Origin of the sequence: Asaia sp. HumB (assembly GCF_030263835.1) — a bacterium.
GTDB lineage: Bacteria > Pseudomonadota > Alphaproteobacteria > Acetobacterales > Acetobacteraceae > Asaia > Asaia bogorensis.
Genome location: NZ_JARPML010000002.1, coordinates 2,197,014 through 2,217,176 on the forward strand (window position 1 = coordinate 2,197,014; position 20,163 = coordinate 2,217,176).

The following is a 20,163-nucleotide window of genomic DNA, read 5'->3' on the forward strand; positions in this document are numbered from 1 at the left end:
AGGTCCTTAATTGTACCAGTCCGGCACGGTCGCCCGGTGGTCGTTGCGGAGCGAGTCAACCTGGCTGGCGCGGTTCTGCTGCCAGGCGCTACGGATAAACGCGTACGGATCGAGTGAATCCTGCTCGACCTGATCGATCTCGTCAATATGAGACGAGAATCCACCCAGCACGCCAGCGACGTTATAGGCCCAGTTGAAGGTCAGCAGACCATAGCCGCGTGGCACGTAGTTGATGGGCGACAGGCCCTGAGCGATGGCGTAACCGCCAGCATCGCGCAGCGTGTTGGGGCCGAGGCCCGGCAGGAAGAGATAGGGGCCGCTCGGTACACCCCATGTCGCCAGTGTCAAACCCGGATCGCTGTCATGATGCGGATAGCCCAGCGATGTTGCAACGTCGATGAACCCGGCAGCGCCAAGCGTCATGTTGATGACATAACGCATGAAGTCATCACCCGCGCGGCGTGGCTTGCCGGCGCCGACATCACTGAAAAAGACCGTTGGCATGTACCATGTCTGGTTCAGATTATCGATCGAGTTGCGGATCGGCTTGGGCACGGCCCAGGCCCAGGCCTTGCCCACCGGACGCAGCGCGTGGTGATAGGCCCACATCTGGATGCCATACATCTTGCGGTTGACCGGCTCGTAGGGGTCGTTGGCTTCCTTGTAGTCCGCCAGCGCCTCGGGATCTTTCGGCGGCGGGTTGCGCCAGCTTGCGCAGGCACTCAGGGAGAGAAGGGCGCTCAGCCCGATGAGAACACGGCCGCCCTTGCGCTGCTCGCGCCGTCTCTTACGGCTTGAATCGGCAGTTCCGGCTGTTGGCCGGTTATCGGAATCACCTAGCGGTGCGGTCATCGCAATCCCCAAGTCGTGTCAGCGCGCTCGGTCGCGCCACATACTGCGCACCTGCTCACGATCGTTTATCCGGAGCCGTCACTCAACTCCGGTCCTGTTACCTCATCGCGTCACCCACAATTCAGCAGAAAACGTTCTCTCCGGCGGGGAGAGAATGTCCGTGCTGTCTCGCGAGAGACGCAGCATCGTGGTTTTCTAGCACGATGTCTGTCAGACGCCAGACCGTAGATGCCAACTCATGCCGTATGCGTAGCGTTTGAGGTGGGCTGCGGTTGAGGAAAATGAACTTTATATACTTTGACACAGATCATTTCTCCGACCAGTGTGGCGGCGAATCAACAGATGGAAGCACCTTGTCCATGAAAGCATTAGTGAAGAGCGCCGTATGTTTGATGGCGCTTGCGGGGATAATGGACGGTGCGGCGCAGGCTGCGCCAGCTGTTACGGTCCAGCCCTGGGGCAAGACTCCTGCCGGTGAGGATGTCAAAATCATCACGCTGACCAACGATCATGCGATGACGGTCCGTGTCATCACCTATGGCGGCATCATCCAGTCTGTGGAAGCACCGGATCGCGCAGGTCATGTGCAGGATCTGGTCCTGGGCTTCGGCACGCTTGAGGGCTACACGAAGGACTCGGCTGAGGGCGGCCTGTTTTTCGGGGCCATGATCGGCCGTTACGCCAATCGTCTGGCTCATGGCACCTTCACCATTGATGGCAAGAGCTATCATACGGATCTGACCGACCCGCCAAACGCCCTGCATGGTGGAAAAATCGGTTTCGACAAGCATGTCTGGACGCTGGTGGACACGAAAAAGAACGCCAAGGGTGCTTCGGTCACGCTGCGTCTTGTCAGCCCCAATGGCGATCAGGGTTTCCCCGGCACGCTCACGACCAGCGTGACGTACACGCTGGATGAAAACAACGCGCTCAGCCTGCACTATCAGGCGACAACCGATGCGCCGACCGTGCTGAACCTGACCAATCATTCCTACTGGAACCTGAATGGCGAGGGTTCGGGCTCGATCGAGAACGAGGTCATGCAGATCAACGCCGAGCGTTACACCCCGACCGACGGCACCTCGATCCCGACGGGCGAGCTGGCCACAGTGGCGGGAACGCCGCTTGATTTCCGCAAGCCCATGCGGATCGGTGATCATCTGCGCCGCGACTTTGCTCAGATGCTGATTGCTCGTGGCTATGACCATAACTGGATTGTCGATGGTGCCTACGGCAAAGCCCCGCGGCCTGCTGCGGTGATTTTCGATCCGGCCTCGGGTCGCACGCTCGAGGTCTCGACCAACCAGCCGGGATTGCAGGTCTACACCTCCAATTCGCTAACCGGAAAATATGCCGGGATCTCCCATCGGGCCTATCGTCAGACCGACGCGCTGGCCCTTGAAGCCGAGCATTATCCCGACAGCCCGAACCATCCGTCCTTCCCGACCACGGAACTCCGTCCGGGGCAGAAGTTCGACTACACGACCATCTTCAAGCTCGGTACGCGCTAGGCTTCCTGCGGCCCGACCCGAAAGAACCCTGCACGTCTCCGGGCGTGCGGGGTTTTTTTACGCCTGGTGCTACGGCCACAGGGCTTGGGAGGCACGGCGTTCACGGTCTCAGGAGCCCTGATTGGGTCCCGTCATGTCGTGGGTACGTCGCTATGCGTCCTGCCGGTGGCGCCCGTGGTGGAAGCCGTACTCATGATCACCGTGCAGGCCGCGCCGTGTGATGAACAGGCCACGATTGGCTGCGAGATGCAGCACCGTCAGACGCGCGCCTGAACGGCCTGTCTGCGGGTCGATCACGCTGGCCACCCGATGTTTGACCTCGAGTTCCAGGGGCCGCTCGAATTCCAGCGCCAGACGGTGGCTGCGCCATGTCATGGCCAGCTCCGTCTCGCCATGGGCGCGCCCGTAGCTGAGCGACATCGCATCCTTCTGAACAATCTGGCGGGCGGCACCGCTCAGCATGAGAACTCCTGCCACCGCAGCCGCGGCATGGCCGATCCGGCAGAATTGGGCGTGGGTCAGCAGAGGCAGGACCCACTGTGTCACCTTGATAGCGGCCAGCGCTGCTGCACCCACGCAAACCCCAGCCAGAAAGACCCCGCGATCAAACAGGCCAAACTGCGCGTAGAGCACCAGCTTGATGGCATGCAGCAGCACCTCATTGGCTGCGCGCGTGGCAATCAGTGCCTGCTTCTGAAGGCCCAGCTTCTGGTAGAACCGGTTGAAAAGGAGGCCTGTCGCACCGGTGAACCCGGAAACGAACCCTGCTGCGAACCCTATGGCAGGCAGGTAGCGCCACTGGCGCTGATCGGTCTCTGCGGGCGGGCTGCGGCGAAGGAGCAGAAAGACATTGCCGCTCAGAAACAGGCCAAGAATGAGCTCGAGATAAACCGGTGGCATGAGCCGCAGGCAGAACACGCCCAGCGCGGCAGCCGGCAGGGCGGCCGGGGTAAAAAACAGAACAACCCGCCAGTTGATGACTTGCCAGAAGGTGACGATGCGCCCGACCGTGCTGCACATGGTGCCGATGGAGAGCGCTGCCGGAATTTTGGGTGTGGCCAGCACAAGGCCCAGCACGGGCATGATCACGAGGCCAGCGCCCCCGCCTGCGACGGAGGAGATCGTAAAGGCAGCACAGGAGAGGCAGAAAAGGAGCAGAAAAACCATCATGGCCGGGAAACCGCTTCCGCAAGGCGCACCGGCAAGCAGCATATGCCGGGCTCATGAGGGTCTTTTATATATGAGAATTACTCTCAACAAATTATCAAATCATGTCGGGGAGGTCCGCTTGTGCCGTACCGCTCGCAACTCGACGTGACAGGAGCTGGGTACAGTGCAGGCAGGGGCTACAATTTGCGGTCGCGCTTGATCCGGTCCCACGCCGCGTTGATGCGGGCGACGCGATCGCCAGCCTTGGCCAGGGCATCGGGACTGAGGTTTTTCTGACCCAGAACATCGGGGTGATGTTCCCTGATCAGCACACGCCAGCGCGTCCTGACTTCCTGATCGGTGGCGCTACGGGTGAGGCCCAACTCCACATAGGCATCATTTTCGTTGCTGGCTGACCCGGAGCGACCCGTCTCGGCCCTGTCCCATGCCCCGGGCGGCAGGCCAAAAGCCGCATGGACCTTTTTCAGGAAAGCCGTTTCAGCAGGATGCAGATCGGCGCCGGGAGGAAGATCCGCCCGTGCGATGACGAAGAGCGCCATTAGCAGTTGCTCGAGCGGAGCGCGGTCCTTGGTAAAGCCCTTGCCCAGTTCGCGGGCATACATCTCGAAATCGTCCGTGCGGTCACGGGCCCGATCGAACAACATGCCCACTTCACGCAGGTTATCGGCCGGAAACTGGAAGAGCGAGCGAAAGGCCCTGATCTCGGCCTTGTTCACCGGACCATCGATTTTGGCCATCTTGGCGCAGAGGGCGACCAGACCGATGGCATAAAGCTGATCGGTCTTGCCAAGCAGGGTGGACATCTTGGCGGCGGCCATGAAAGCGGCCCCATTGGGATCAGGCTGTCCCTTGGTGCGCCAGTGCTCGTGCCATCCCCCGGTTGGTGTTTCAAGCAGCGAGCCGCGATCGGCCGCATGGCCCAGCGCCGCACCCATGAGCGCGCCCATCGGTCCGCCAACAGCGAAACCGGCCACGCCACCGAACATCTTTCCCCAGAATGCCATTCCCTACCGGTAGCATGAGCACAGGGGAGAGTTCAAACAGTGGCGGGGCGATCTTTGGCCGGAGCCGTGTCGTCAGCCGGTTGCGCCTGCGGCGGAAGGCGAGGAAGGCTGCGCGAGAGGGACGCAGTGAGCGTTGTGAGGTCATAGGGTTTGGACAGCACGACGACAGACGGATCGCCCTCGACGGCATGGACATCACCTGTGGCGAAAACGACCCCGATATCCGGCCTGAGGAGGCGCGCCTGCGCAGCCAGATCCTTCCCGGAGAGGCCCGGGAGGTTCACATCTGTCAGCAACACATCAACCGGCATGGTTTGCAGCACGATCAGGGCTTCGTCGTAATCGGCGGCCTCAACGGTCAGGAAGCCCGATTCCTTGAGCATTTCCGAGGTAGCCTGACGGATCAGACGGTCATCCTCAACCAGCAGTACCGTCACGCAAAGCGTGCGGGCCGGGGCGTTGCCCATTCCGACGGACTCTGCCCCGGAAATGAGGGCCGCCTGTCCGGCGCTGGCAGACGAGGCTTCCGATGGGTCCGGCTGGCGCGGCGCTGTTGCCTGCACGCGCTGCTGGCGATTGGCCAGAACATGGCGGAATTTGCGCGCCAGCGCGTCGCGCGTATAGGGCTTGGAAAGCAGCTCTACCCCGGCATCCAGACGGCCGCCATGCACGATTGAGTTCTCGGTATAGCCGGAAGTGAAAAGCACAGCGATGTCCGGCAGGCGCTCCTTGGCGCGACGGGCCAGTTCCGGGCTCTTGAGGGTTCCGGGCATGACCACATCGGTGAACAGGATATCAATGCGCATACCGCTTTCGATCACCACCAGCGCATTGGCGGCATCGGTGGCCTTGAGAACCTGATAGCCGAGGTCGGAAAGCATCTCGACCACAGTGGCCCGCACTTCATCGTCATCCTCCACTACCAGCACGGTCTCGCTGCCGCCGGTGACAGGGGCCATGTGATGTTCGATCTCGACATCCTCGGCGTCCATCGCACGGGGCAGATAGAGCTTGATGGTCGTGCCTTCGCCCGGTTCGGAGTAGATGTTGATGTGACCGCCGGACTGCTTGACGAAGCCATAGACCATCGAGAGGCCAAGCCCGGAGCCCTTGCCTTCTGCCTTCGTCGAGAAGAATGGCTCAAACACCTTGGCAAGAATGTCGGGTGTCATACCCGTGCCGGTATCGCTGACGGCCAGAAGCACATATTGCCCGGCCTTGACCTCGTCATGCTGACGCACATAGGCGTCATCGAGATGGGTGTTGCCGAGTTCGATCGTCAGCTTGCCCTGTCCATCCATCGCATCGCGGGCATTGATGGCAAGATTCAGAAGGGCATTTTCGATTTGTGCCGGATCGATGAACGTGTTCCACAGACCAGCCGAGACGATGGTCTCGATCTCGATCCCTTCACCAATTGCACGGCGCAGCATTTCATCCATGCCACGCACGAAGCGGGTCACATTCACGATCTTGGGTTCGAGTGCCTGACGGCGGCCGAAGGCAAGCAGCTGGCTGGCCAGACGTGAACCACGCTGCACGCCGCCCATTGCGCTGCTGACGTGACGTTCGGCCCGGCTGTTGCCCATCACATATTTGCCGAGCAGTTGCAGATTGCCGCTGATCACCTGAAGCAGGTTGTTGAAATCATGCGCCACGCCGCCAGTCAATTTACCGATGGATTCCATTTTCTGCGCCTGAGCCAACCGGGTCTCGGCCTGACGTCGCTCCGTGATTTCCTCGATCACGCGGTTTTCGAGCGTCTCGTTCAGCTTGCGCAGCTGTTCTTCGGCCCGCTGGCGATGGCGTACCTGACGGGACAGGTCTTCCGCGTGATCGCGCAATGCAGCTTCTGCGGCGCGTTGATGGGTGATGTCGGTATGAACCCCCACCCATTCGGTGATTTCGCCTGAGTCATCGAGGATGGGCAGGGCGCGTATGGCAAAATTGCGCCACTGCCCGTCGCGGTTGCGCACGCGATGCTCATGCACGAACATGCTGCGTGACGACACGGAGGCGTTCCATGCGACAACCGAGGCGGCGGTGTCGTCCGGATGAACGGCGTTGGCCCAGCCAAAACCCTGATATTCCTCGCTTGTCTGGCCTGTCAGTGCAGCCCAGCCCGGCTGCTCGCCCGTCATGCGGCCATCGGCGCTGTTGGTCCACAGCACACCATGAACGGCTTCCATCGCGGTGCGGAAACGTCTGTCGCTCGCGGCGACCTCGGCGATACGCCGTGCCCGGTCCTCGATATCGATGCCGAGGATATGCACGCCGTGTACGACCCCATCATCGTCGATATGCGGCACGTATCGGAACTCTGTATGACGCTCTGTGCCGTCCTGATGAGGCAGGAGAGTCTCTGCGGTGAGAGACCGGCAAGAGAGCGCAGCTTCCAGGTCGGGGCGCCTGTCTTCATAGACGCGCGCCCCCAAGACCTCGATGACGGGGCAGTTGACGATGCGCTCAAGCGGCAGGCCAAGCCAGGATTCATAAGCGGCATTGGCAAAGCGATAGACATGCGCCTGATCGACATAGGAAACGAGCATGGGCGTCGCATCGGTAACGCGCCGTAATTCCGCTTCGCTTGAGGCCAGACGCTTCTCGGCTTGAACGCGCTCGGTGTTGTTGACGATGGTGCACAAGACGCCGCCAGGCGCTTCGCCCATTTCGTAAACGGGGGTGAAATAGAAGTCTAGAATCAGCGTTTCGACCTGATCCTGTCGGTTGAGCCTGATCTTGCGATTCTGAAAACTTGCGGCTTCCCCGCGCAGTCCGGCTTCGAGAACGGGTCTTGTCCACTCATCGAGTTCGGGGAAGGCTTTTGTGAGCGGCGTTCCAAGTGCGCAGGGGTGGCGGTCGCCTGCGATGAGACTGAAGGCGTCGTTGTAGAACAGGATCTGCTCGGGCCCCCAAAGCAGCATCTTGGCCACGGGGGAATTGACGATATTGGTAATCGTTGCCCGTAGCGGATCAGACCATCGGCATGTTGGGCCAACGGCATGCTGTTTCCAGTCCAGCCCACGGATCAGCGCACCGCATTGACCACCAGCAGGCGGAAAGGCGACTCCCTCCCGCTTGGCGGAAGTGGCCATTTTCTCACGCAGCAGGGTCAGGCCAGCTTCGATCATGGCGCGCTCACTCGCGAAGCTGCCACGCGTGATCTCGGCTTCGATAAAGGCTTCGAGGCTGTCAGGAGAAATGGCAGTGCCAGATGGGCAAGACGTCATGGATCGATGAAGCCCCAGCATCACGAAGGTGAGCATTATGTTGTTGTCGTTAGATATCGACAACGATCATCATTGGCTAGAGGTTTGCTCACGGTCAGGTGAGAGGTGTTGCAATGATGGTGGGGGCGCCTGAAACCTCACTGGCAGCCGCCTATGCAGAGACCTGCAGCGATGGTCCTGCGTCCCGAAAAGTGTAAAAGAAATAATTACTCGAGCAGATCGCTCTGTGCCTGATATCGGAGACAAATCACTTGGCCGCGCATTGCGTATTCTACCTCAACGAGAGAGACGTTTCGGTACTTACCTGCGTGGGGTTCGGCTCTTTTCCTGCCTATTCCGGGTCCGGCGATTTCACCAACCGTCCGCGGCGGCCAGCAACCGGAATAATGGTCCTCTCCCACCGGGGCTTTACCATATCCTCGATCGGCAGTGCGGAGGTCGAGTGGGTGTCGTCAGGAATCATGTCGGTGATTTCTTCGCAGGTACCCATCGTCAGGACTGGTTCGCCCTCTACCGTGATGACGGCATCATAGACGATCAGACATCGATAGACGGCATCAGGCGCGGGGCTTTCCGGCTGCATCCCGTTGGGTTCTGGGGGATCAGCAAGGGATGCATTACATTGCCTGAAACCCATGATTTCTATCGCCTGCGTGAATTCCTGCTCGCTCAATCGCCGGCCTATATGAACGGGATGCGGTCTTACGGGACGCTGGACGTCAGATGAAAGCGCTTGTCACCCTGCCGGTCGCCGTTCTGGTCTATCTCGCTTTGGGTAATGCGACCTATCACTACTTTGCCTGGTCGGGTCGAAGCTGGAAGATCCTGTCGCCCGTCTTTTACGTCAATGACGCTCTCGCGCTGGGTCTGAGTCAGGCAAGCATCATCATGACTACCATGATGCTCGTCAGCCTTATCCTGGCCTATGTCATCGTGACAGGGCTGGGTGCGTTGATGAGCCGCCGCAAGGCCTGAATTCCGCAGGGTACAGCAGGCAGTGTTCGCAGCCGTGACAATTCGGGACGCCTTGAGCGTTACCGGATTGCGCTCAGGAACTGCGTAGAAAGGCCAGACAGGCGACGCGCAGTGCCGAGGCGAGCGGGCGTTCCGGCGGGCGGGATGCGTCGATACTGGCGATCAGGGAAGCCAGCGAATTGCCGGCACTCATTTCCTCCAGCACGGCCCAGAATTCCGGCTCCAGCGCGATGCTGGTGCGGTGGCGTGACAGCGTAAAGCTGCGTTTGACGAGATCACTCATTGTCTTCTTGACCTAGCAACTCGGCTCGTGCCCATTCTGCCGCTTCAGCCACCATCGGGTTCTCGTCCCCGGTCAGGGTTTCGATCAGGGCCAGATGGTCAGTGTTGTGCGAATTCCCGAGCGCGATCAGAACATTGCGCACAAAGCGGTTGCGGCCGATGCGCTTGATGGGCGAGCCGGAGAAAAAGCTGCGAAATCCGGCATCGTCCAGACGGGCCAGATCTTCCAGCCGGGGCGCCATCAGATCGGCACGGGGCTGGAGCTTCATATGGCGCGAGGTCGCGGCAAAACGGTTCCACGGGCAGGCATTGAGGCAATCGTCACAGCCATAGATGCGATTGCCCATGGCCTTGCGGAATTCGACTGGAATTGGCCCGTCATGCTCGATGGTGAGATAGGCAATGCAGCGTCGCGCATCGAGCGCATAAGGGCGCGGAAAAGCGTCGGTGGGGCAGGCGGTCAGGCAGCGCGTGCAGCTGCCGCATGACCCGGCGCGTGGTGGTGACGGGGTGAGGTCGAGCGTGGTGTAGATTTCACCCAGAAGCAGCCACGACCCATGATCGCGGGAGACGACATTGGTATGCTTGCCCTGCCAGCCAAGCTGAGCCTGCTCGGCCAGCGGCTTTTCCATGACCGGCGCCGTATCGACAAACACCTTCACCTGTGTGCCATCGCCACCGACCTCCTGACGCACCACGAATTGCGCCAGATGCTTGAGCATGCCCTTGAGCACATCATGATAATCGCGATGGCGGGCATAGACTGAAATCGTGCCTTTATCGGGTTGGTCGAGCGTTTCGGCGGGATCGGCTTCAGGTGCATAAGACAGGCCGAGTGAGATCACGCTGCGAACCTCGGGCCAAAGGGCCTTGGGGTCGCCGCGCTGGTCGATGCGCTGTTCCATCCAGCTCATGGTGCCGTGGCGCCCGTCTTCCACGAACTGCTTCAGGCGCGTGCGGGCTTCTTCGGGCAGGGTGGCGTCACAGAACCCGATCGCATCGAAGCCGAGATGCCGCGCATGGTCGGCGATGCGGTCTTCGATGCTCTTGCTCATGGGACAGAGGGCGTCATGGGACGGGTGGCCAGTCCGGCTGGGGGAATTCGTCCTGCGTCCAGTCTCCGGCAGCCCAGCCGGCACGCAGGGCGAGGGCTTTCTGCGGCAGAGTGCCGTCGACAATGGCAACCCGTATCTGGCGCATCAGCCGCTGGTAATAGGCCAGATTATGCCAGGTCAGCAGCATCGGGCCGAGAATTTCGTTGGCGCGGAAGAGATGATGCAGATAGGCGCGGCTATGACGCGAACAGGCCAGACAATCGCAGTTCGGGCTGATCGGGCGGTTGTCTTCCGCATGGCGGGCATTGCGCAGATTGAGCGTGCCGCGCTCGGTATAGGCGCGCGCCGTGCGGCCTGCACGTGTGGGCATGACGCAATCGAACATGTCGACACCGCGTTCCACACCGCCCAGCAGATCATCGGGGGTGCCCACGCCCATCAGATAGCGTGCATGGTCCTGCGGCAGGAGCGGGGTGGTGAAATCGAGCGTCGAGAACATGAGTTCCTGACCTTCACCCACCGCCAGACCGCCAATGGCATAACCCTCAAAACCAATATCGGTCAGCGCCTTGGCCGAGCGCGCGCGCAGATCGCGCTCCGTGCCGCCCTGCACGATGCCGAACTGTCCGTAGCCGGGGCGTTGCACGAAGGCCTCGCGCGAGCGCGCTGCCCAGCGCATGGACAATTCCATGGAGGATTCGAGGCGCTCCGGCGTGGCGGGCAGGGCGGGGCATTCATCGAAACACATGGTGATGGTGGCATCCAGCGCGTGCTGGATGTCGGTGCTGCTTTCCGGCGTCAGGCGATGCTTCGAGCCATCGATATGGGAATTGAACGTCACCCCGTCCCGATCGAGCTTGCGCAGCGCACCAAGCGACATGACCTGAAACCCGCCTGAATCGGTCAGGATCGGGCCGGACCAGTCCATCATGCGATGCAGCCCGCCCATCTTGCGCACGCGCTCGGCGCCGGGGCGCAGCATGAGGTGATAGGTATTGCCCAGAATGATACCCGCACCCGTCGAGCGCACGGCATCCATGGTCATGGCCTTGACCGTGCCCACCGTGCCGACCGGCATGAAGGTAGGCGTCGGGATCGTGCCATGGGCGGTATGCAGATGGCCTGCACGCGCCTGACCGCAACAGGCCTCGGCCTTCCACTGCATTTTCGTGGGGGATTCGGTCATGGGGCGCGGTCCAGCAAGCAGGCATCTCCGTAGGAATAAAAGCGAAAGCCTTCGGCAATCGCGTGACGATAGGCCTCGCGCATGGTCTCGGTTCCGGCCAGGGCGCAGACGAGCATGAACAGGGTCGAGCGCGGCAAATGGAAATTGGTCATCAGCCGATCGACCGCACGGAAACGATAGCCTGGCTTGATGAAAATGGAGGTTTCCCCCTCCCACGGATGCACGACGCCCCGCTCATCGGCGGCGCTCTCAAGCAGACGCAGGCTGGTCGTGCCCACGGCCACGATTTTCCGGCCACTGGCGCGGGTGTCATTGATGAGCTGTGCCGTCTGGGCGTCGATGCGGCCCCATTCGGCGTGCATCTTGTGGGTGGCAATCTCGTCACGCACGGGCAGGAAGGTGCCCGCTCCCACATGCAGGGTGAGGGTGTGGCGCTTTACGCCGCGCGCATCGAGGGCGGCCAGGACCTCGGGCGTGAAATGCAGCCCTGCCGTGGGTGCCGCAACGGCGCCCTTGTAGCGCTCGAAAATCGTGGCGTAGTCGCTGTCATCCTGCGCCGTCGGGCCGGTGGGGCGGTCGATATAAGGCGGCAGGGCAAGAACGCCAGCGCGTTTGAGGAAGTCGTCAAAGGCCTCGCCCTCGGCGGAGAAGCGCATGGAGATTGCCCCATCGCCTTCATTCTCGACCACTTCAGCAGTTACGGAATCCGAGCCGAAATGCAGTGTGTCGCCCGGCTTCAGCTTACGGGCGTTTTTCGCCAGTGCATGCCAGCTGCCATCGCTCAGGATACGATCGAGCGTGATCCCGATTTTGGCTTCACCGCGTCGTGCCGCGAGCTGGGCACGGATGACCGCCGTATCATTGGCAATCAGCAGATCGCCGGGTTCGAGCAGGCTGGGCAGATCGCTGATACGCGTCTCGGCCAGATTCTGACCGGCAGCAACGCGCAACAGGCGGGCGCTGTCACGCGGGCGGGCGGGTTCCAGAGCGATATTCTCGCGCGGAAGATCGAAATCGAAATCGGATATCTGCATGGGCGGCTTCGTTTAGGCCAGATCCGGCCTGAAATGCCAGTGCAAATAATCGCTTCCTCTTCCCCGCCGTCGCATGCGTCGTCACGGGAGAACCGGCTGCGTGGAGCGGCAGGCCCCGCTCGCGATTTGTGGTTGAAGCCGCTCGTCGGGGTGTGTGTGATCGCTCCGGAGCGAACCGGCACTCTCAGCCTTGGCCTGATGGCCCGGACAGAGCTTGAGGTGGTCGATCAGCCAGCGCCCCGCCGGGCCGGGCGGCTCGGCTGTTGGGTAGACAGCGGTCATGGGCATGGCCGAGCCGCCGGGGATGAAGCCGTCAATATTGAGTTCGACAAGCCTGCCGGAGTCCAGATCGGCCCTGATGCTGTGGACCGGCATGCCGCCCCAGCCAAGCCCGCCAAGCAGGAAGTGATGCTTGGCGTAGAGATCGGCCAGACGCCAGGTCGAGGGTGAGAAAATGCCACGCTCGCGCCCGGCGGAAAGGGAGGTACGATCCGTCAGCACAAGCTGCACATGCCGGGCGAGCTCCTCACGTGGAATGGGACCTTCGTGACGGGCCAGGGGGTGCTCGGCCGAGGCCACCATCATGAAACGGATATCGCCCAGAACTTCCGAGGAGAGCGCGTCGGGCAGATCGGGGAGGGGGCCTGCAATGCCGATACGGGCCCGTGAATCGAGGATCGGCTCGAACACGCCTCCAAGCGCCTCGACATAAAGGCGCAGCGGCGTGTGGGGAAAGGTCTCGCGAAAGCCACGTGCCACGCGCGTCATGCGATCCATGGGAAAGAACACATCGACCACGACCGATAATTCGGGCTCGATCCCCGAAGACATGCCGTAAGCGCGTGCCTTCATGTGGTCCACGCCCAGTACGATGCCGCGTGCGTCCGCCAGAAGGGTCTCGCCTGCCTTGGTGAGCTGCGGGTAGCGCCCCATACGGTCAAAAAGTGCGACACCCATCTGGGATTCCAGCGTGGCGATCATCTCGCTTATGGCGGGTTGCGACCGGCGGAAGCGTCTGGCTGCGGCGGAAAAGCTGCCATCATCGGCGGCGGCAATGAAAACGCGTAGCTGATCGAGCGAGATACGGTCCAGCATTGCGCGTCTTCCTAGCCTGATTACCCATAACCTGAAGCGATACTATCTATCGGAATATATCAAGTGTCCAGATGGATCAACATATGGGACGGTGCGCTCCTTGCGGCGGCAGGTGAGGCCCGATGCGGGCCGCCCGTCGCCTTATCGAATCTGTATTCAGGAGCGTAGCCCATGAAGATTCTTCATATCGATTCCAGCATTCTTGGTGACAATTCGGCCAGCCGGGTCCTGACGGCCGAGACGATCTCTCATCTGAAGGCGTCGCATCCTGGTGCTGAGATCACCTATCACGATCTGGCTGCGCATCCGATCCCGGTGCTCGGCGCCGATCATGTTGCAGCGCGGTTCGGCGCTGAGGTGACCGACGAGACGATCCAGGCCGATCTGGCGCGTGGCAATGCTCATGTGGATGAGCTGTTTGCCGCCGATATCATTGTCATTGCCGTGCCGATGTACAATTTCACCGTCCCGGCCCAGCTCAAGAACTGGATCGATCGTATCGTGGTGGCAGGCAAGACATTCAAATATGGCGAGAACGGTCTCGTCGGCCTAGTGCCGCAGGGCAAGAAGGTCGTGCTGATTTCGACGCGTGGCGGCAATTACACGCCGGGCAATCCGGCAGCCATTTTGGATCATCAGGAGCCCTATATGAGTGCGCTTCTGAGCTCTCTGGGTCTGAAGGACATCACCTGGATCCGCGCTGAAGGTCTGAGCCGCGGGCCGGAAGCCCGTGAGGCCGCCTTCAAGGCCGCCCGAGCCGAGATCGCCGCCCTCTCTTTCTGATCAGTCAACCCTCACGCAAGGATCATCGGTTGTGAACAAGTCTTTCCTCGCCGGTCTCACGCTCGTTACCTTTCTGGCGGCGTTGCCGCAGGCTCATGCCCAGAAGGGCGGGAACCCCGACCCCAAGGCCGTGCAGGCCGGCACCTATGCGATCGAGCCCTATCATACGCAGGTCGGCTTTACGCTCCTGCATATGGGGTTCACCAATTTCTCGGGGTTCTTTTCGCAGGCATCGGGGTCGCTCACGCTCGACCCGGCTCATATCGATGCCGCGAAGCTTGATGTGACCCTCCCGATCGCCTCGGTCCAGACCACGGTGGCCAAGCTGGATGGTGAACTCAAGGGCGCGGACTGGTTCGATGCCGACAAGTTCCCGACGGCGCATTTTGTTTCGACGCATATCGTACGCAATGGCGCAGGCATGGCGAGCATCAGTGGTGATCTCACCCTGCATGGTGTCACGCGTCCTGTCACCTTCAAGGCGAAGCTGATCGGTAGTGGCGTCAACCCGCTCGACAAGAAGGAGACGGTCGGGTTTGAAGGCAATGCGACAATCTCTCGTAGCGCCTTCGGTGTGTCGCGCTACGTCCCGCTGGTGGGCGATGCCGTAACCCTGCACATCGCTGCGGCTTTCGAGCGCCAGTCCTGAGCGGGGCATAACGCCCCTCGGTCAGGCCCGGTACCCATGCCGGATAACGCGCCTGACAAGGGCCCGGGATATCCGGGCTCTTGGGAGTGGATCGGTGCCGATCCCCGATCGGACGGCATGACGCCGGCATGGGTCAGGTCAGTTGGGTAAAAAGAAGATGACTCGTCGCGACGCATCGCAGAGCACAAGCCGCCCCGCAGACGGGGCGGGGCCCATGCGGCGCTATGACCCGGTTGCCATAACGCTTCACTGGGTCATGGCTCTTGGTATCCTCACGCTGATCGGCATCGGGCTGGTCATGGTCCACCTCACGCTTGGCCCATCCAGAGTGTTTGCCCTGTATCAGCTGCACAAATCGATTGGCATCACGATCCTGATCGCCGCCTGTCTGCGTCTGATGTGGCGGTTCGTTCGTCCGCCACCGCCTTTGCCCCCGGACATGGCGCCGGGCGAGAGGCGTCTGGCAGGGCTGGCCCATCTTGCCCTGTATGCCGAGATGATCGGGCTGCCGCTTACGGGCTGGGCTGTTGTGTCGAGTTCGGTGTTTGCCATTCCGACCGTATTGTTTGGCGTCATCCCCTGGCCTGATCTGCCATGGCTCTCATCATTGCCTGACAAGAAGCCGGTCGAGGCTGTTTTCTCGGCGATCCATGCCTATGGGGCCTATCTGCTGATTGCGCTCATTGTGCTGCATGGGTTTGCGGCCCTGCGCCACCATTTCGTGCTGCATGACGAGGTGCTTGCCCGCATGCTGCCGAATTTTCTGCGGAGATCCCGTCGATGAATGTTCAGTTTCGCCCCTTGCCTGTGCGGCAGATGATTGCCCTGTTTTCAGTTCTTGTGCCCATGGCAGGAGCGACCCTCGCCAGTGCGCAGAATGTCACCGGCCCCTCTGCGAAGGGGCTGTCCACAAGCTGGGTGGTGGACAAGGCGCATAGCCGGTTCGGTTTCACCGGAACCCAGACCGGGACGCCGTTTCGGGGAAGTTTCACGCAGTATGAGCCGCAGATAGCGCTCGACCCTGCCCACCCTGAGACAGGGCGGATCGACATGACAATCGATCTGGCCAGCGCACAAACCGGCGACAGGCAACGTGACACGGCCCTGCCCGGATCGGACTGGTTCGACACAGCGACGTTCCCGGAAGCCCATTTTGTTTCGAGCGCAATCCGCCGTGTTCAGGGCGATCAGTATCAGGCCAGCGGCACGCTCACTCTGCGTGGTGTCACGCAACCCGTGACGCTGGACTTCACCCTGGATGTCACAGGGGAGACCGCTCATGCGAAAGGCCATGCCGATCTGTTGCGCAGCCGCTTCGGCGTGGGACAGGGGCCTTGGTCAACAGGGCAGTGGGTAGCGCTCGAGGTGTCGGTGGTTTTCGATCTGACAGCGCATCGCGCGGGCTGAGGCCTGGGTACTCCTGGAACGGTTAATGCTTCCCGCGTCAGACGCCATCTCCTTCTCTTTATGTCAGCATGGAAAACCACCCCCGTATCGGGGGGTGGAGTGACGATTGTTTTCCGCTAGATTGGGGGAACGTTTCTTACGGAGGTAAACCATGTCCTATGCTGCTCTCGATGCCGCGCGTGTCGCCAAGGCGTCCAAATCCGCCCTCACTGCGCTGGGTCAGGTGAAGGAACAGTCCGAAACCCATGTCCGCAAGACGATCATGGTCGAACGTATCGAAGCGCTGGCCAGCGCCGCTGCCGAGACCAGCCTGCCGGGTGGTGGGCTTGTGACCCTTACCTCGGAAGAGTTCTGGCTGATCAGCAAGAACTGGTAAGGCACGCCTCACGGGTCAGGGCATGGTCGATAATGGCCAGTGCCCGAACGTGTGGTCGTGATCCGAGAGAAGGGTAACGCCTTACCTCTGATAGGAAGCGATTTCGATCAGGTTCCTGTCAGGATCATGAATATAGACCGACGTAATGGGCCCAAGGGCGCCGATACGGGTAACCGGTCCCTCGATGACCGCCACACCGCATTTATCCAGATGACGGATGATGTTTTCCGAGTCGATGGCGGTGGTAAAGCACAGATCGCTGACACCCGGAGCTGCGGATTCCGCGGTCGTCCAGCCTTCTGACTCCATAGGGCGCAGGTTGATCTTCTGGCCACCGAAGCTCAGGGAGACACGGTTGTTGCGACCGTATTCCTCGATTTCCATCCCAAGGACACGCTGATACCAGTTGGCGGAGAGTGCACGGTCACGAACCGTAAGAACGATATGGTCTAGACGATCAACAGTGAAGCGCATGAAGGATCGAACCTCGGCTGGCGGGGGCGTATGTCAAGCACTATCAGTGTTCCGGGCCGTCTGACTAGAGATAGCATCGGGCTCGGGGGGCAGAAACCGGGCCAGTGTTGTCGCAATGCGCGGCGCAATCACCAGCAGCGACAGAAAGCGCGCCACCTGCATGGCCATGACGAAGGGCATGTTGATGGGTGTCGAGGCTGCAATAATGGCAATCGAGTCAGCGCCGCCGGGGCTCGTCGCCAGATAGGCGCTCAGCACATCCACATGGGCAATATGGGCAAGGGGCCAGGATAGCAGGGCGCAACCGCCAATCAGGATGAGCGTCGAAAGCGTGACGGCGGGCAGGGTGCGCCAGACATGGTGCATGACATCGCGCGTGAAGCGTCGCCCGACCATCCAGCCAATCACCATATAGCTCGGGACGAGCAGGAAATGGGGCAGGGCGTAATGCACGCCGAAACCAGCCTGAAGGATAACCCCGCCCGCCATGCTCAGCAGCAAAGGCGCAGCACCATGACGCACGAAACGCGCCAGTAGAACCGCGCAGGCGATGACGGCGAGGCAGGGCCACAGCGTCGTAGCTTCATGGCCGATCAGGTGAAGGACTGTTTCCGGTATCCCGACCTGACTGGTCAGGCTCGAGGCAGAGGTGCTGGCATCATGCGGCACAGGGCGGTGCGCGTTGGTGATATGGGCAATGATTGATGTCGTGAGCGTTACCAGCAACACGCGCAGATACACCATGAAGGCCACAAGCCTTTGATCCGCGCCATAGGCCTCGCAAAGCAGCAGCATGGCCGTGGCAGCCCCCGGAGAGGCACCCCACAGGGCCGTACTGCCGGGCATGACGCGCAAGCGCGCCAGCACCCAGCCGAGGGCAAAGCTCATGACGATGACCGAGAACACCCCGCCCAGGAAGATACTCCATTGGGACAGGATCTCGCGCAGAACGCCAAGGGTCAGGCTATGCGCCATGAGCTGCCCGATGACTGCCTGAGCGACAACAGGCAGCGTGCGGTGCAGCGGTATGACACGGCCCGAAATGGCCACAGCAATGGCCGCGACCATCGCGCCGATCAGCAGGGCAGCAGGCAGGCCCAGCAGGGTGAGCCCGCCACCCAGCAAAGCGGAAAGGGCAATCAGCCCCAGCCAGAGCGACGCCCTACCTTTCATGCGTCGAACGCGATCTCGTCGCTGCGTGTGACACGGCACAGGCGCGGAAAGACATGGGTTACCGCCATGCTGTGCAGATCGGCATTGAGCGAGGTGCAGGCATCCTCGGGCACGACCACATCATAGCCGAGTTCCCAGGCGTGACGCAGGGTCGATTCCACGCCGAAATTCGTGGCGATACCGGCCAGGATGATCGTCCGGATGCCCCGGCGGCGGAGTTGCAGATCAAGATTGGTACCTGTGAAGGCGCCCCATTGCTTCTTGAGTACGACAAGATCACCGGGCTGCTGGAGGTCCGGGGCAAAGTCGCTCCAGTCGGCAGGCAGGGGGCTGGAGGAGGCGAGAGGCTTGTCCACGTTATGGGGCGGCGCATCGGCAAAATCCGGGGCAAAGCCGACATGCACCAGAATGACCAGGGCACCGGCCTGACGGGCCTGCTCCGCAAGTTTCATGTTGCGCGACAGAACCTCTTGGCCCGTATGGGGGGTGACGGGCATACTCAATATGCCTTTCTGAAGATCGATCAGCACGAGCGCCGTTGTCTTGGGATCGAGAGCAAGCATGGGAGAACCCTTCTCTGATGGAAACGTCACCCGCCACTTATGCGAGGGAACCCTCGCATAAGTCAAACGCAATTGCGCCCAAGAGGCAGCGCGGGCGCGAGAGAGTGGCGCGTATCCTCGATGCTGCGGGGGCGGTTTTTGCCGAAAAAGGGGTCGATGGGACGACCATGACCGAGATCGCCGCACGCTCGGGCACGGCTATCGGGTCGCTCTACCGGTTCTTTCCCACCAAGGAGAGCATTGCCGCCACGCTTCTCGAGCGGTTCATCCATGACCGCCTTGCCGTGCTCGATCAGCTTTGCGAGGCCGTCCAGCCCGGAGCGGGGGAAGAACTGGCTCGTGCGCTGCTCGATGTCTGGCTGGATAAGCGCGAGGAGCGCGATTACACGACGCTGCTCCTGGCGGCACGACCCGACGCCGAGCACCATACGGCGCAGTGGCGCGCCCAGTTTCAGGGCCGCGTGGTGCGTATTCTGGAGAAGGCAGAACCCAGAGCGCAAGCCAGTGCCGCTGCACGCGGTGTCGTGCTTCTGCATCTCCTCAAACTTGCCCCTCAACTGGTCAGGAGCGAGGCGGACAGGGATGTCAGAACGGAAATGGAAAAGCTCGTTCTGGGGCTTGTGAACGCGGCTTGAGGGACGAGGCCGGTGTACCGCCGTGCCGGCCAGAACAACCAAAAGACAAAAGGGCGCCGCGAGGGCGCCCTTTTGGGTGTGGTGTTGTCAGAGCGCGATAGCCGCGTTCAGTGAGGGCGCTTGCGGAAAGCGTCGAGACTGACAACCTGGCCATCCTCGCTGGCCGCCGGATGGGGGGCTTCTGCCTCCTCGGGTTCAGCTTCGGGCTCTTCGGTTTCAGCGGCCATTTCACCCGGTGCAACCGTGAAGCGCAGGGCCATACGGATATGCGGGTCAGCAAACGCCGTAATGGCGGCGAAGGGAATGACCAGAACGCTGCCGATCCCCCCGAAGGAGAGGCCGACGGATACCGTCATGGCGTCGCGGTCTACCTTGAGGTCCCAGAACTGGTGTTGCAGCACGATTGTCATGTCATGCGGGTATTGCGCACGCAGACGATCGGGAATGATGACGCCCGGATAATCGGTCAGAAAGGTGAGATAGAAATGATGCTCGCCCGGCAGCCCTTCGGCGCCCGCGTAATCGAGAGCACGCAGCATGACTTCGCGATAGGCGTCTTCAACCCACTCATCGTAAGGCAGCAGGCTTTCTGGCAGCTCGTGATCCATGCCGTCACCCTGATCATCATTCATTTTAGAAGATCCATCTTGCGAAAACTGATCACGCAGGGATGCGACGTTTCATGCGGGATGGCAAGGCCTTGCGGGGA

At 61.2% G+C, this 20,163-nt stretch carries 22 protein-coding genes; 9 read left to right on the forward strand and 13 right to left on the reverse strand.

Features of this window, described 5'->3' with window-relative positions; translation table 11 throughout:
- Positions 1-6: 6 nt before the first annotated feature.
- The gene (locus P5689_RS10960; RefSeq protein WP_023979098.1) at positions 7-852 is read right to left on the reverse strand and encodes a VacJ family lipoprotein; all 846 of its coding nucleotides are present in this window, start codon (positions 850-852) and stop codon (positions 7-9) included.
- A 359-nt stretch (positions 853-1,211) separates the two neighbouring features.
- Here P5689_RS10960 and P5689_RS10965 point away from each other — a divergent pair, with 359 nt between their 5' ends.
- On the forward strand, positions 1,212-2,363 hold the full coding sequence (locus P5689_RS10965) for an aldose epimerase family protein (RefSeq protein ID WP_285533173.1): 1,152 nt from the start codon (positions 1,212-1,214) through the stop codon (positions 2,361-2,363).
- Positions 2,364-2,513: 150 nt separating this feature from the next.
- On the opposite strand, the gene P5689_RS10970 is transcribed toward P5689_RS10965, so the two are convergent.
- From P5689_RS10970 to P5689_RS10980, 3 genes are all read right to left on the reverse strand, one after another.
- On the reverse strand, positions 2,514-3,575 hold the full coding sequence (locus P5689_RS10970) for a sulfite exporter TauE/SafE family protein (RefSeq protein WP_285533174.1): 1,062 nt from the start codon (positions 3,573-3,575) through the stop codon (positions 2,514-2,516).
- A 134-nt stretch (positions 3,576-3,709) separates the two neighbouring features.
- The gene (locus P5689_RS10975) at positions 3,710-4,537 is read right to left on the reverse strand and encodes a TerB family tellurite resistance protein (protein ID WP_285533175.1); all 828 of its coding nucleotides are present in this window, start codon (positions 4,535-4,537) and stop codon (positions 3,710-3,712) included.
- A 32-nt stretch (positions 4,538-4,569) separates the two neighbouring features.
- Positions 4,570-7,767, reverse strand: coding sequence for a response regulator (locus P5689_RS10980; RefSeq protein ID WP_285533176.1), 3,198 nt, complete (start codon positions 7,765-7,767; stop codon positions 4,570-4,572).
- A 226-nt stretch (positions 7,768-7,993) separates the two neighbouring features.
- Between P5689_RS10980 and P5689_RS15570 the strand changes: the two genes are divergently transcribed.
- Complete coding sequence (locus tag P5689_RS15570) at positions 7,994-8,494, forward strand: DUF2778 domain-containing protein (RefSeq protein WP_200863478.1); 501 nt, start codon at positions 7,994-7,996, stop codon at positions 8,492-8,494.
- A complete protein-coding gene (locus P5689_RS10990) occupies positions 8,491-8,742 on the forward strand; it encodes a hypothetical protein (RefSeq protein ID WP_023979093.1) in 252 nt (83 codons plus the stop codon). The genes P5689_RS15570 and P5689_RS10990 overlap by 4 nt, the downstream gene beginning before the upstream one ends.
- A 73-nt stretch (positions 8,743-8,815) precedes the next feature.
- Here the strand turns inward: P5689_RS10990 and P5689_RS10995 are convergent, their stop codons facing one another.
- The 5 genes from P5689_RS10995 to P5689_RS11015 all read right to left on the reverse strand — a co-directional run bounded on the left by P5689_RS10995 (position 8,816) and on the right by P5689_RS11015 (position 13,394).
- Positions 8,816-9,025 (reverse strand): ribbon-helix-helix domain-containing protein, encoded by a 210-nt coding sequence (locus P5689_RS10995; RefSeq protein WP_023979092.1) that lies wholly within the window; start codon positions 9,023-9,025, stop codon positions 8,816-8,818.
- Positions 9,018-10,079, reverse strand: a complete 1,062-nt coding sequence (gene queG, locus P5689_RS11000; RefSeq protein WP_023979091.1) for a tRNA epoxyqueuosine(34) reductase QueG — start codon at positions 10,077-10,079, stop codon at positions 9,018-9,020. The genes P5689_RS10995 and queG overlap by 8 nt, the downstream gene beginning before the upstream one ends.
- A 13-nt stretch (positions 10,080-10,092) precedes the next feature.
- Positions 10,093-11,265 (reverse strand): tRNA guanosine(34) transglycosylase Tgt, encoded by a 1,173-nt coding sequence (gene tgt, locus P5689_RS11005; protein WP_285533177.1) that lies wholly within the window; start codon positions 11,263-11,265, stop codon positions 10,093-10,095.
- Complete coding sequence (gene queA, locus P5689_RS11010) at positions 11,262-12,299, reverse strand: tRNA preQ1(34) S-adenosylmethionine ribosyltransferase-isomerase QueA (protein ID WP_031241022.1); 1,038 nt, start codon at positions 12,297-12,299, stop codon at positions 11,262-11,264. The genes tgt and queA overlap by 4 nt, the downstream gene beginning before the upstream one ends.
- A gap of 81 nt (positions 12,300-12,380) precedes the next feature.
- Complete coding sequence (locus P5689_RS11015) at positions 12,381-13,394, reverse strand: LysR family transcriptional regulator (protein ID WP_023979088.1); 1,014 nt, start codon at positions 13,392-13,394, stop codon at positions 12,381-12,383.
- A gap of 171 nt (positions 13,395-13,565) precedes the next feature.
- Between P5689_RS11015 and P5689_RS11020 the strand changes: the two genes are divergently transcribed.
- The 5 genes from P5689_RS11020 to P5689_RS11040 all read left to right on the forward strand — a co-directional run bounded on the left by P5689_RS11020 (position 13,566) and on the right by P5689_RS11040 (position 16,609).
- Positions 13,566-14,177, forward strand: coding sequence for an FMN-dependent NADH-azoreductase (locus P5689_RS11020; RefSeq protein WP_023979087.1), 612 nt, complete (start codon positions 13,566-13,568; stop codon positions 14,175-14,177).
- A 31-nt stretch (positions 14,178-14,208) separates the two neighbouring features.
- Positions 14,209-14,826 (forward strand): YceI family protein, encoded by a 618-nt coding sequence (locus P5689_RS11025; protein WP_023979086.1) that lies wholly within the window; start codon positions 14,209-14,211, stop codon positions 14,824-14,826.
- Between the two features lie 157 nt (positions 14,827-14,983).
- The gene (locus P5689_RS11030) at positions 14,984-15,610 is read left to right on the forward strand and encodes a cytochrome b (protein ID WP_023979085.1); all 627 of its coding nucleotides are present in this window, start codon (positions 14,984-14,986) and stop codon (positions 15,608-15,610) included.
- A complete protein-coding gene (locus P5689_RS11035; RefSeq protein WP_285533178.1) occupies positions 15,607-16,233 on the forward strand; it encodes a YceI family protein in 627 nt (208 codons plus the stop codon). The genes P5689_RS11030 and P5689_RS11035 overlap by 4 nt, the downstream gene beginning before the upstream one ends.
- Before the next feature lie 151 nt (positions 16,234-16,384).
- Positions 16,385-16,609, forward strand: coding sequence for a hypothetical protein (locus P5689_RS11040; protein WP_023979083.1), 225 nt, complete (start codon positions 16,385-16,387; stop codon positions 16,607-16,609).
- Positions 16,610-16,690: 81 nt separating this feature from the next.
- Here P5689_RS11040 and P5689_RS11045 read toward each other — a convergent pair whose 3' ends face one another.
- Genes P5689_RS11045 through P5689_RS11055 form a run of 3 tightly spaced genes read right to left on the reverse strand, consistent with a single transcriptional unit; the run spans position 16,691 to position 18,819 of the window.
- Positions 16,691-17,083: a VOC family protein gene (locus tag P5689_RS11045; RefSeq protein WP_285533179.1), complete on the reverse strand. Its 393-nt coding sequence runs from the start codon at positions 17,081-17,083 to the stop codon at positions 16,691-16,693.
- A 33-nt stretch (positions 17,084-17,116) separates the two neighbouring features.
- Entirely contained in the window at positions 17,117-18,256 is a 1,140-nt protein-coding gene (locus P5689_RS11050) for an AbrB family transcriptional regulator (RefSeq protein ID WP_285533180.1), read from the reverse strand.
- Positions 18,253-18,819: a hydrolase gene (locus P5689_RS11055; protein WP_285533181.1), complete on the reverse strand. Its 567-nt coding sequence runs from the start codon at positions 18,817-18,819 to the stop codon at positions 18,253-18,255. The genes P5689_RS11050 and P5689_RS11055 overlap by 4 nt, the downstream gene beginning before the upstream one ends.
- Positions 18,820-18,923: 104 nt before the next feature.
- Between P5689_RS11055 and P5689_RS11060 the strand changes: the two genes are divergently transcribed.
- On the forward strand, positions 18,924-19,454 hold the full coding sequence (locus tag P5689_RS11060) for a helix-turn-helix domain-containing protein (RefSeq protein WP_285533182.1): 531 nt from the start codon (positions 18,924-18,926) through the stop codon (positions 19,452-19,454).
- A gap of 107 nt (positions 19,455-19,561) precedes the next feature.
- On the opposite strand, the gene P5689_RS11065 is transcribed toward P5689_RS11060, so the two are convergent.
- Positions 19,562-20,086 (reverse strand): ClpXP protease specificity-enhancing factor SspB, encoded by a 525-nt coding sequence (locus P5689_RS11065; protein ID WP_285533183.1) that lies wholly within the window; start codon positions 20,084-20,086, stop codon positions 19,562-19,564.
- Positions 20,087-20,163: the final 77 nt, after the last annotated feature.

Excerpts from the sequence above, each read along its gene's own strand:
- P5689_RS11055 (WP_285533181.1), bottom strand. The coding sequence starts at position 18,819 with ATGCTTGCTCTCGATCCCAAGACAACGGCGCTCGTGCTGATCGATCTT.
- tgt (WP_285533177.1), bottom strand. The coding sequence starts at position 11,265 with ATGACCGAATCCCCCACGAAAATGCAGTGGAAGGCCGAGGCCTGTTGC.
- P5689_RS11040 (WP_023979083.1), top strand. The coding sequence starts at position 16,385 with ATGTCCTATGCTGCTCTCGATGCCGCGCGTGTCGCCAAGGCGTCCAAA.
- P5689_RS10990 (WP_023979093.1), top strand. The coding sequence starts at position 8,491 with ATGAAAGCGCTTGTCACCCTGCCGGTCGCCGTTCTGGTCTATCTCGCT.
- P5689_RS10995 (WP_023979092.1), bottom strand. The coding sequence starts at position 9,025 with ATGAGTGATCTCGTCAAACGCAGCTTTACGCTGTCACGCCACCGCACC.
- P5689_RS10965 (WP_285533173.1), top strand. The coding sequence starts at position 1,212 with ATGAAAGCATTAGTGAAGAGCGCCGTATGTTTGATGGCGCTTGCGGGG.
- P5689_RS11020 (WP_023979087.1), top strand. The coding sequence starts at position 13,566 with ATGAAGATTCTTCATATCGATTCCAGCATTCTTGGTGACAATTCGGCC.
- P5689_RS11045 (WP_285533179.1), bottom strand. The coding sequence starts at position 17,083 with ATGCGCTTCACTGTTGATCGTCTAGACCATATCGTTCTTACGGTTCGT.
- P5689_RS11050 (WP_285533180.1), bottom strand. The coding sequence starts at position 18,256 with ATGAAAGGTAGGGCGTCGCTCTGGCTGGGGCTGATTGCCCTTTCCGCT.
- P5689_RS11015 (WP_023979088.1), bottom strand. The coding sequence starts at position 13,394 with ATGCTGGACCGTATCTCGCTCGATCAGCTACGCGTTTTCATTGCCGCC.
- P5689_RS10975 (WP_285533175.1), bottom strand. The coding sequence starts at position 4,537 with ATGGCATTCTGGGGAAAGATGTTCGGTGGCGTGGCCGGTTTCGCTGTT.
- P5689_RS11030 (WP_023979085.1), top strand. The coding sequence starts at position 14,984 with ATGACTCGTCGCGACGCATCGCAGAGCACAAGCCGCCCCGCAGACGGG.
- P5689_RS10970 (WP_285533174.1), bottom strand. The coding sequence starts at position 3,575 with ATGCTGCTTGCCGGTGCGCCTTGCGGAAGCGGTTTCCCGGCCATGATG.
- queG (WP_023979091.1), bottom strand. The coding sequence starts at position 10,079 with ATGAGCAAGAGCATCGAAGACCGCATCGCCGACCATGCGCGGCATCTC.
- P5689_RS11065 (WP_285533183.1), bottom strand. The coding sequence starts at position 20,086 with ATGAATGATGATCAGGGTGACGGCATGGATCACGAGCTGCCAGAAAGC.
- P5689_RS10980 (WP_285533176.1), bottom strand. The coding sequence starts at position 7,767 with ATGACGTCTTGCCCATCTGGCACTGCCATTTCTCCTGACAGCCTCGAA.
- P5689_RS10960 (WP_023979098.1), bottom strand. The coding sequence starts at position 852 with ATGACCGCACCGCTAGGTGATTCCGATAACCGGCCAACAGCCGGAACT.
- P5689_RS11035 (WP_285533178.1), top strand. The coding sequence starts at position 15,607 with ATGAATGTTCAGTTTCGCCCCTTGCCTGTGCGGCAGATGATTGCCCTG.
- queA (WP_031241022.1), bottom strand. The coding sequence starts at position 12,299 with ATGCAGATATCCGATTTCGATTTCGATCTTCCGCGCGAGAATATCGCT.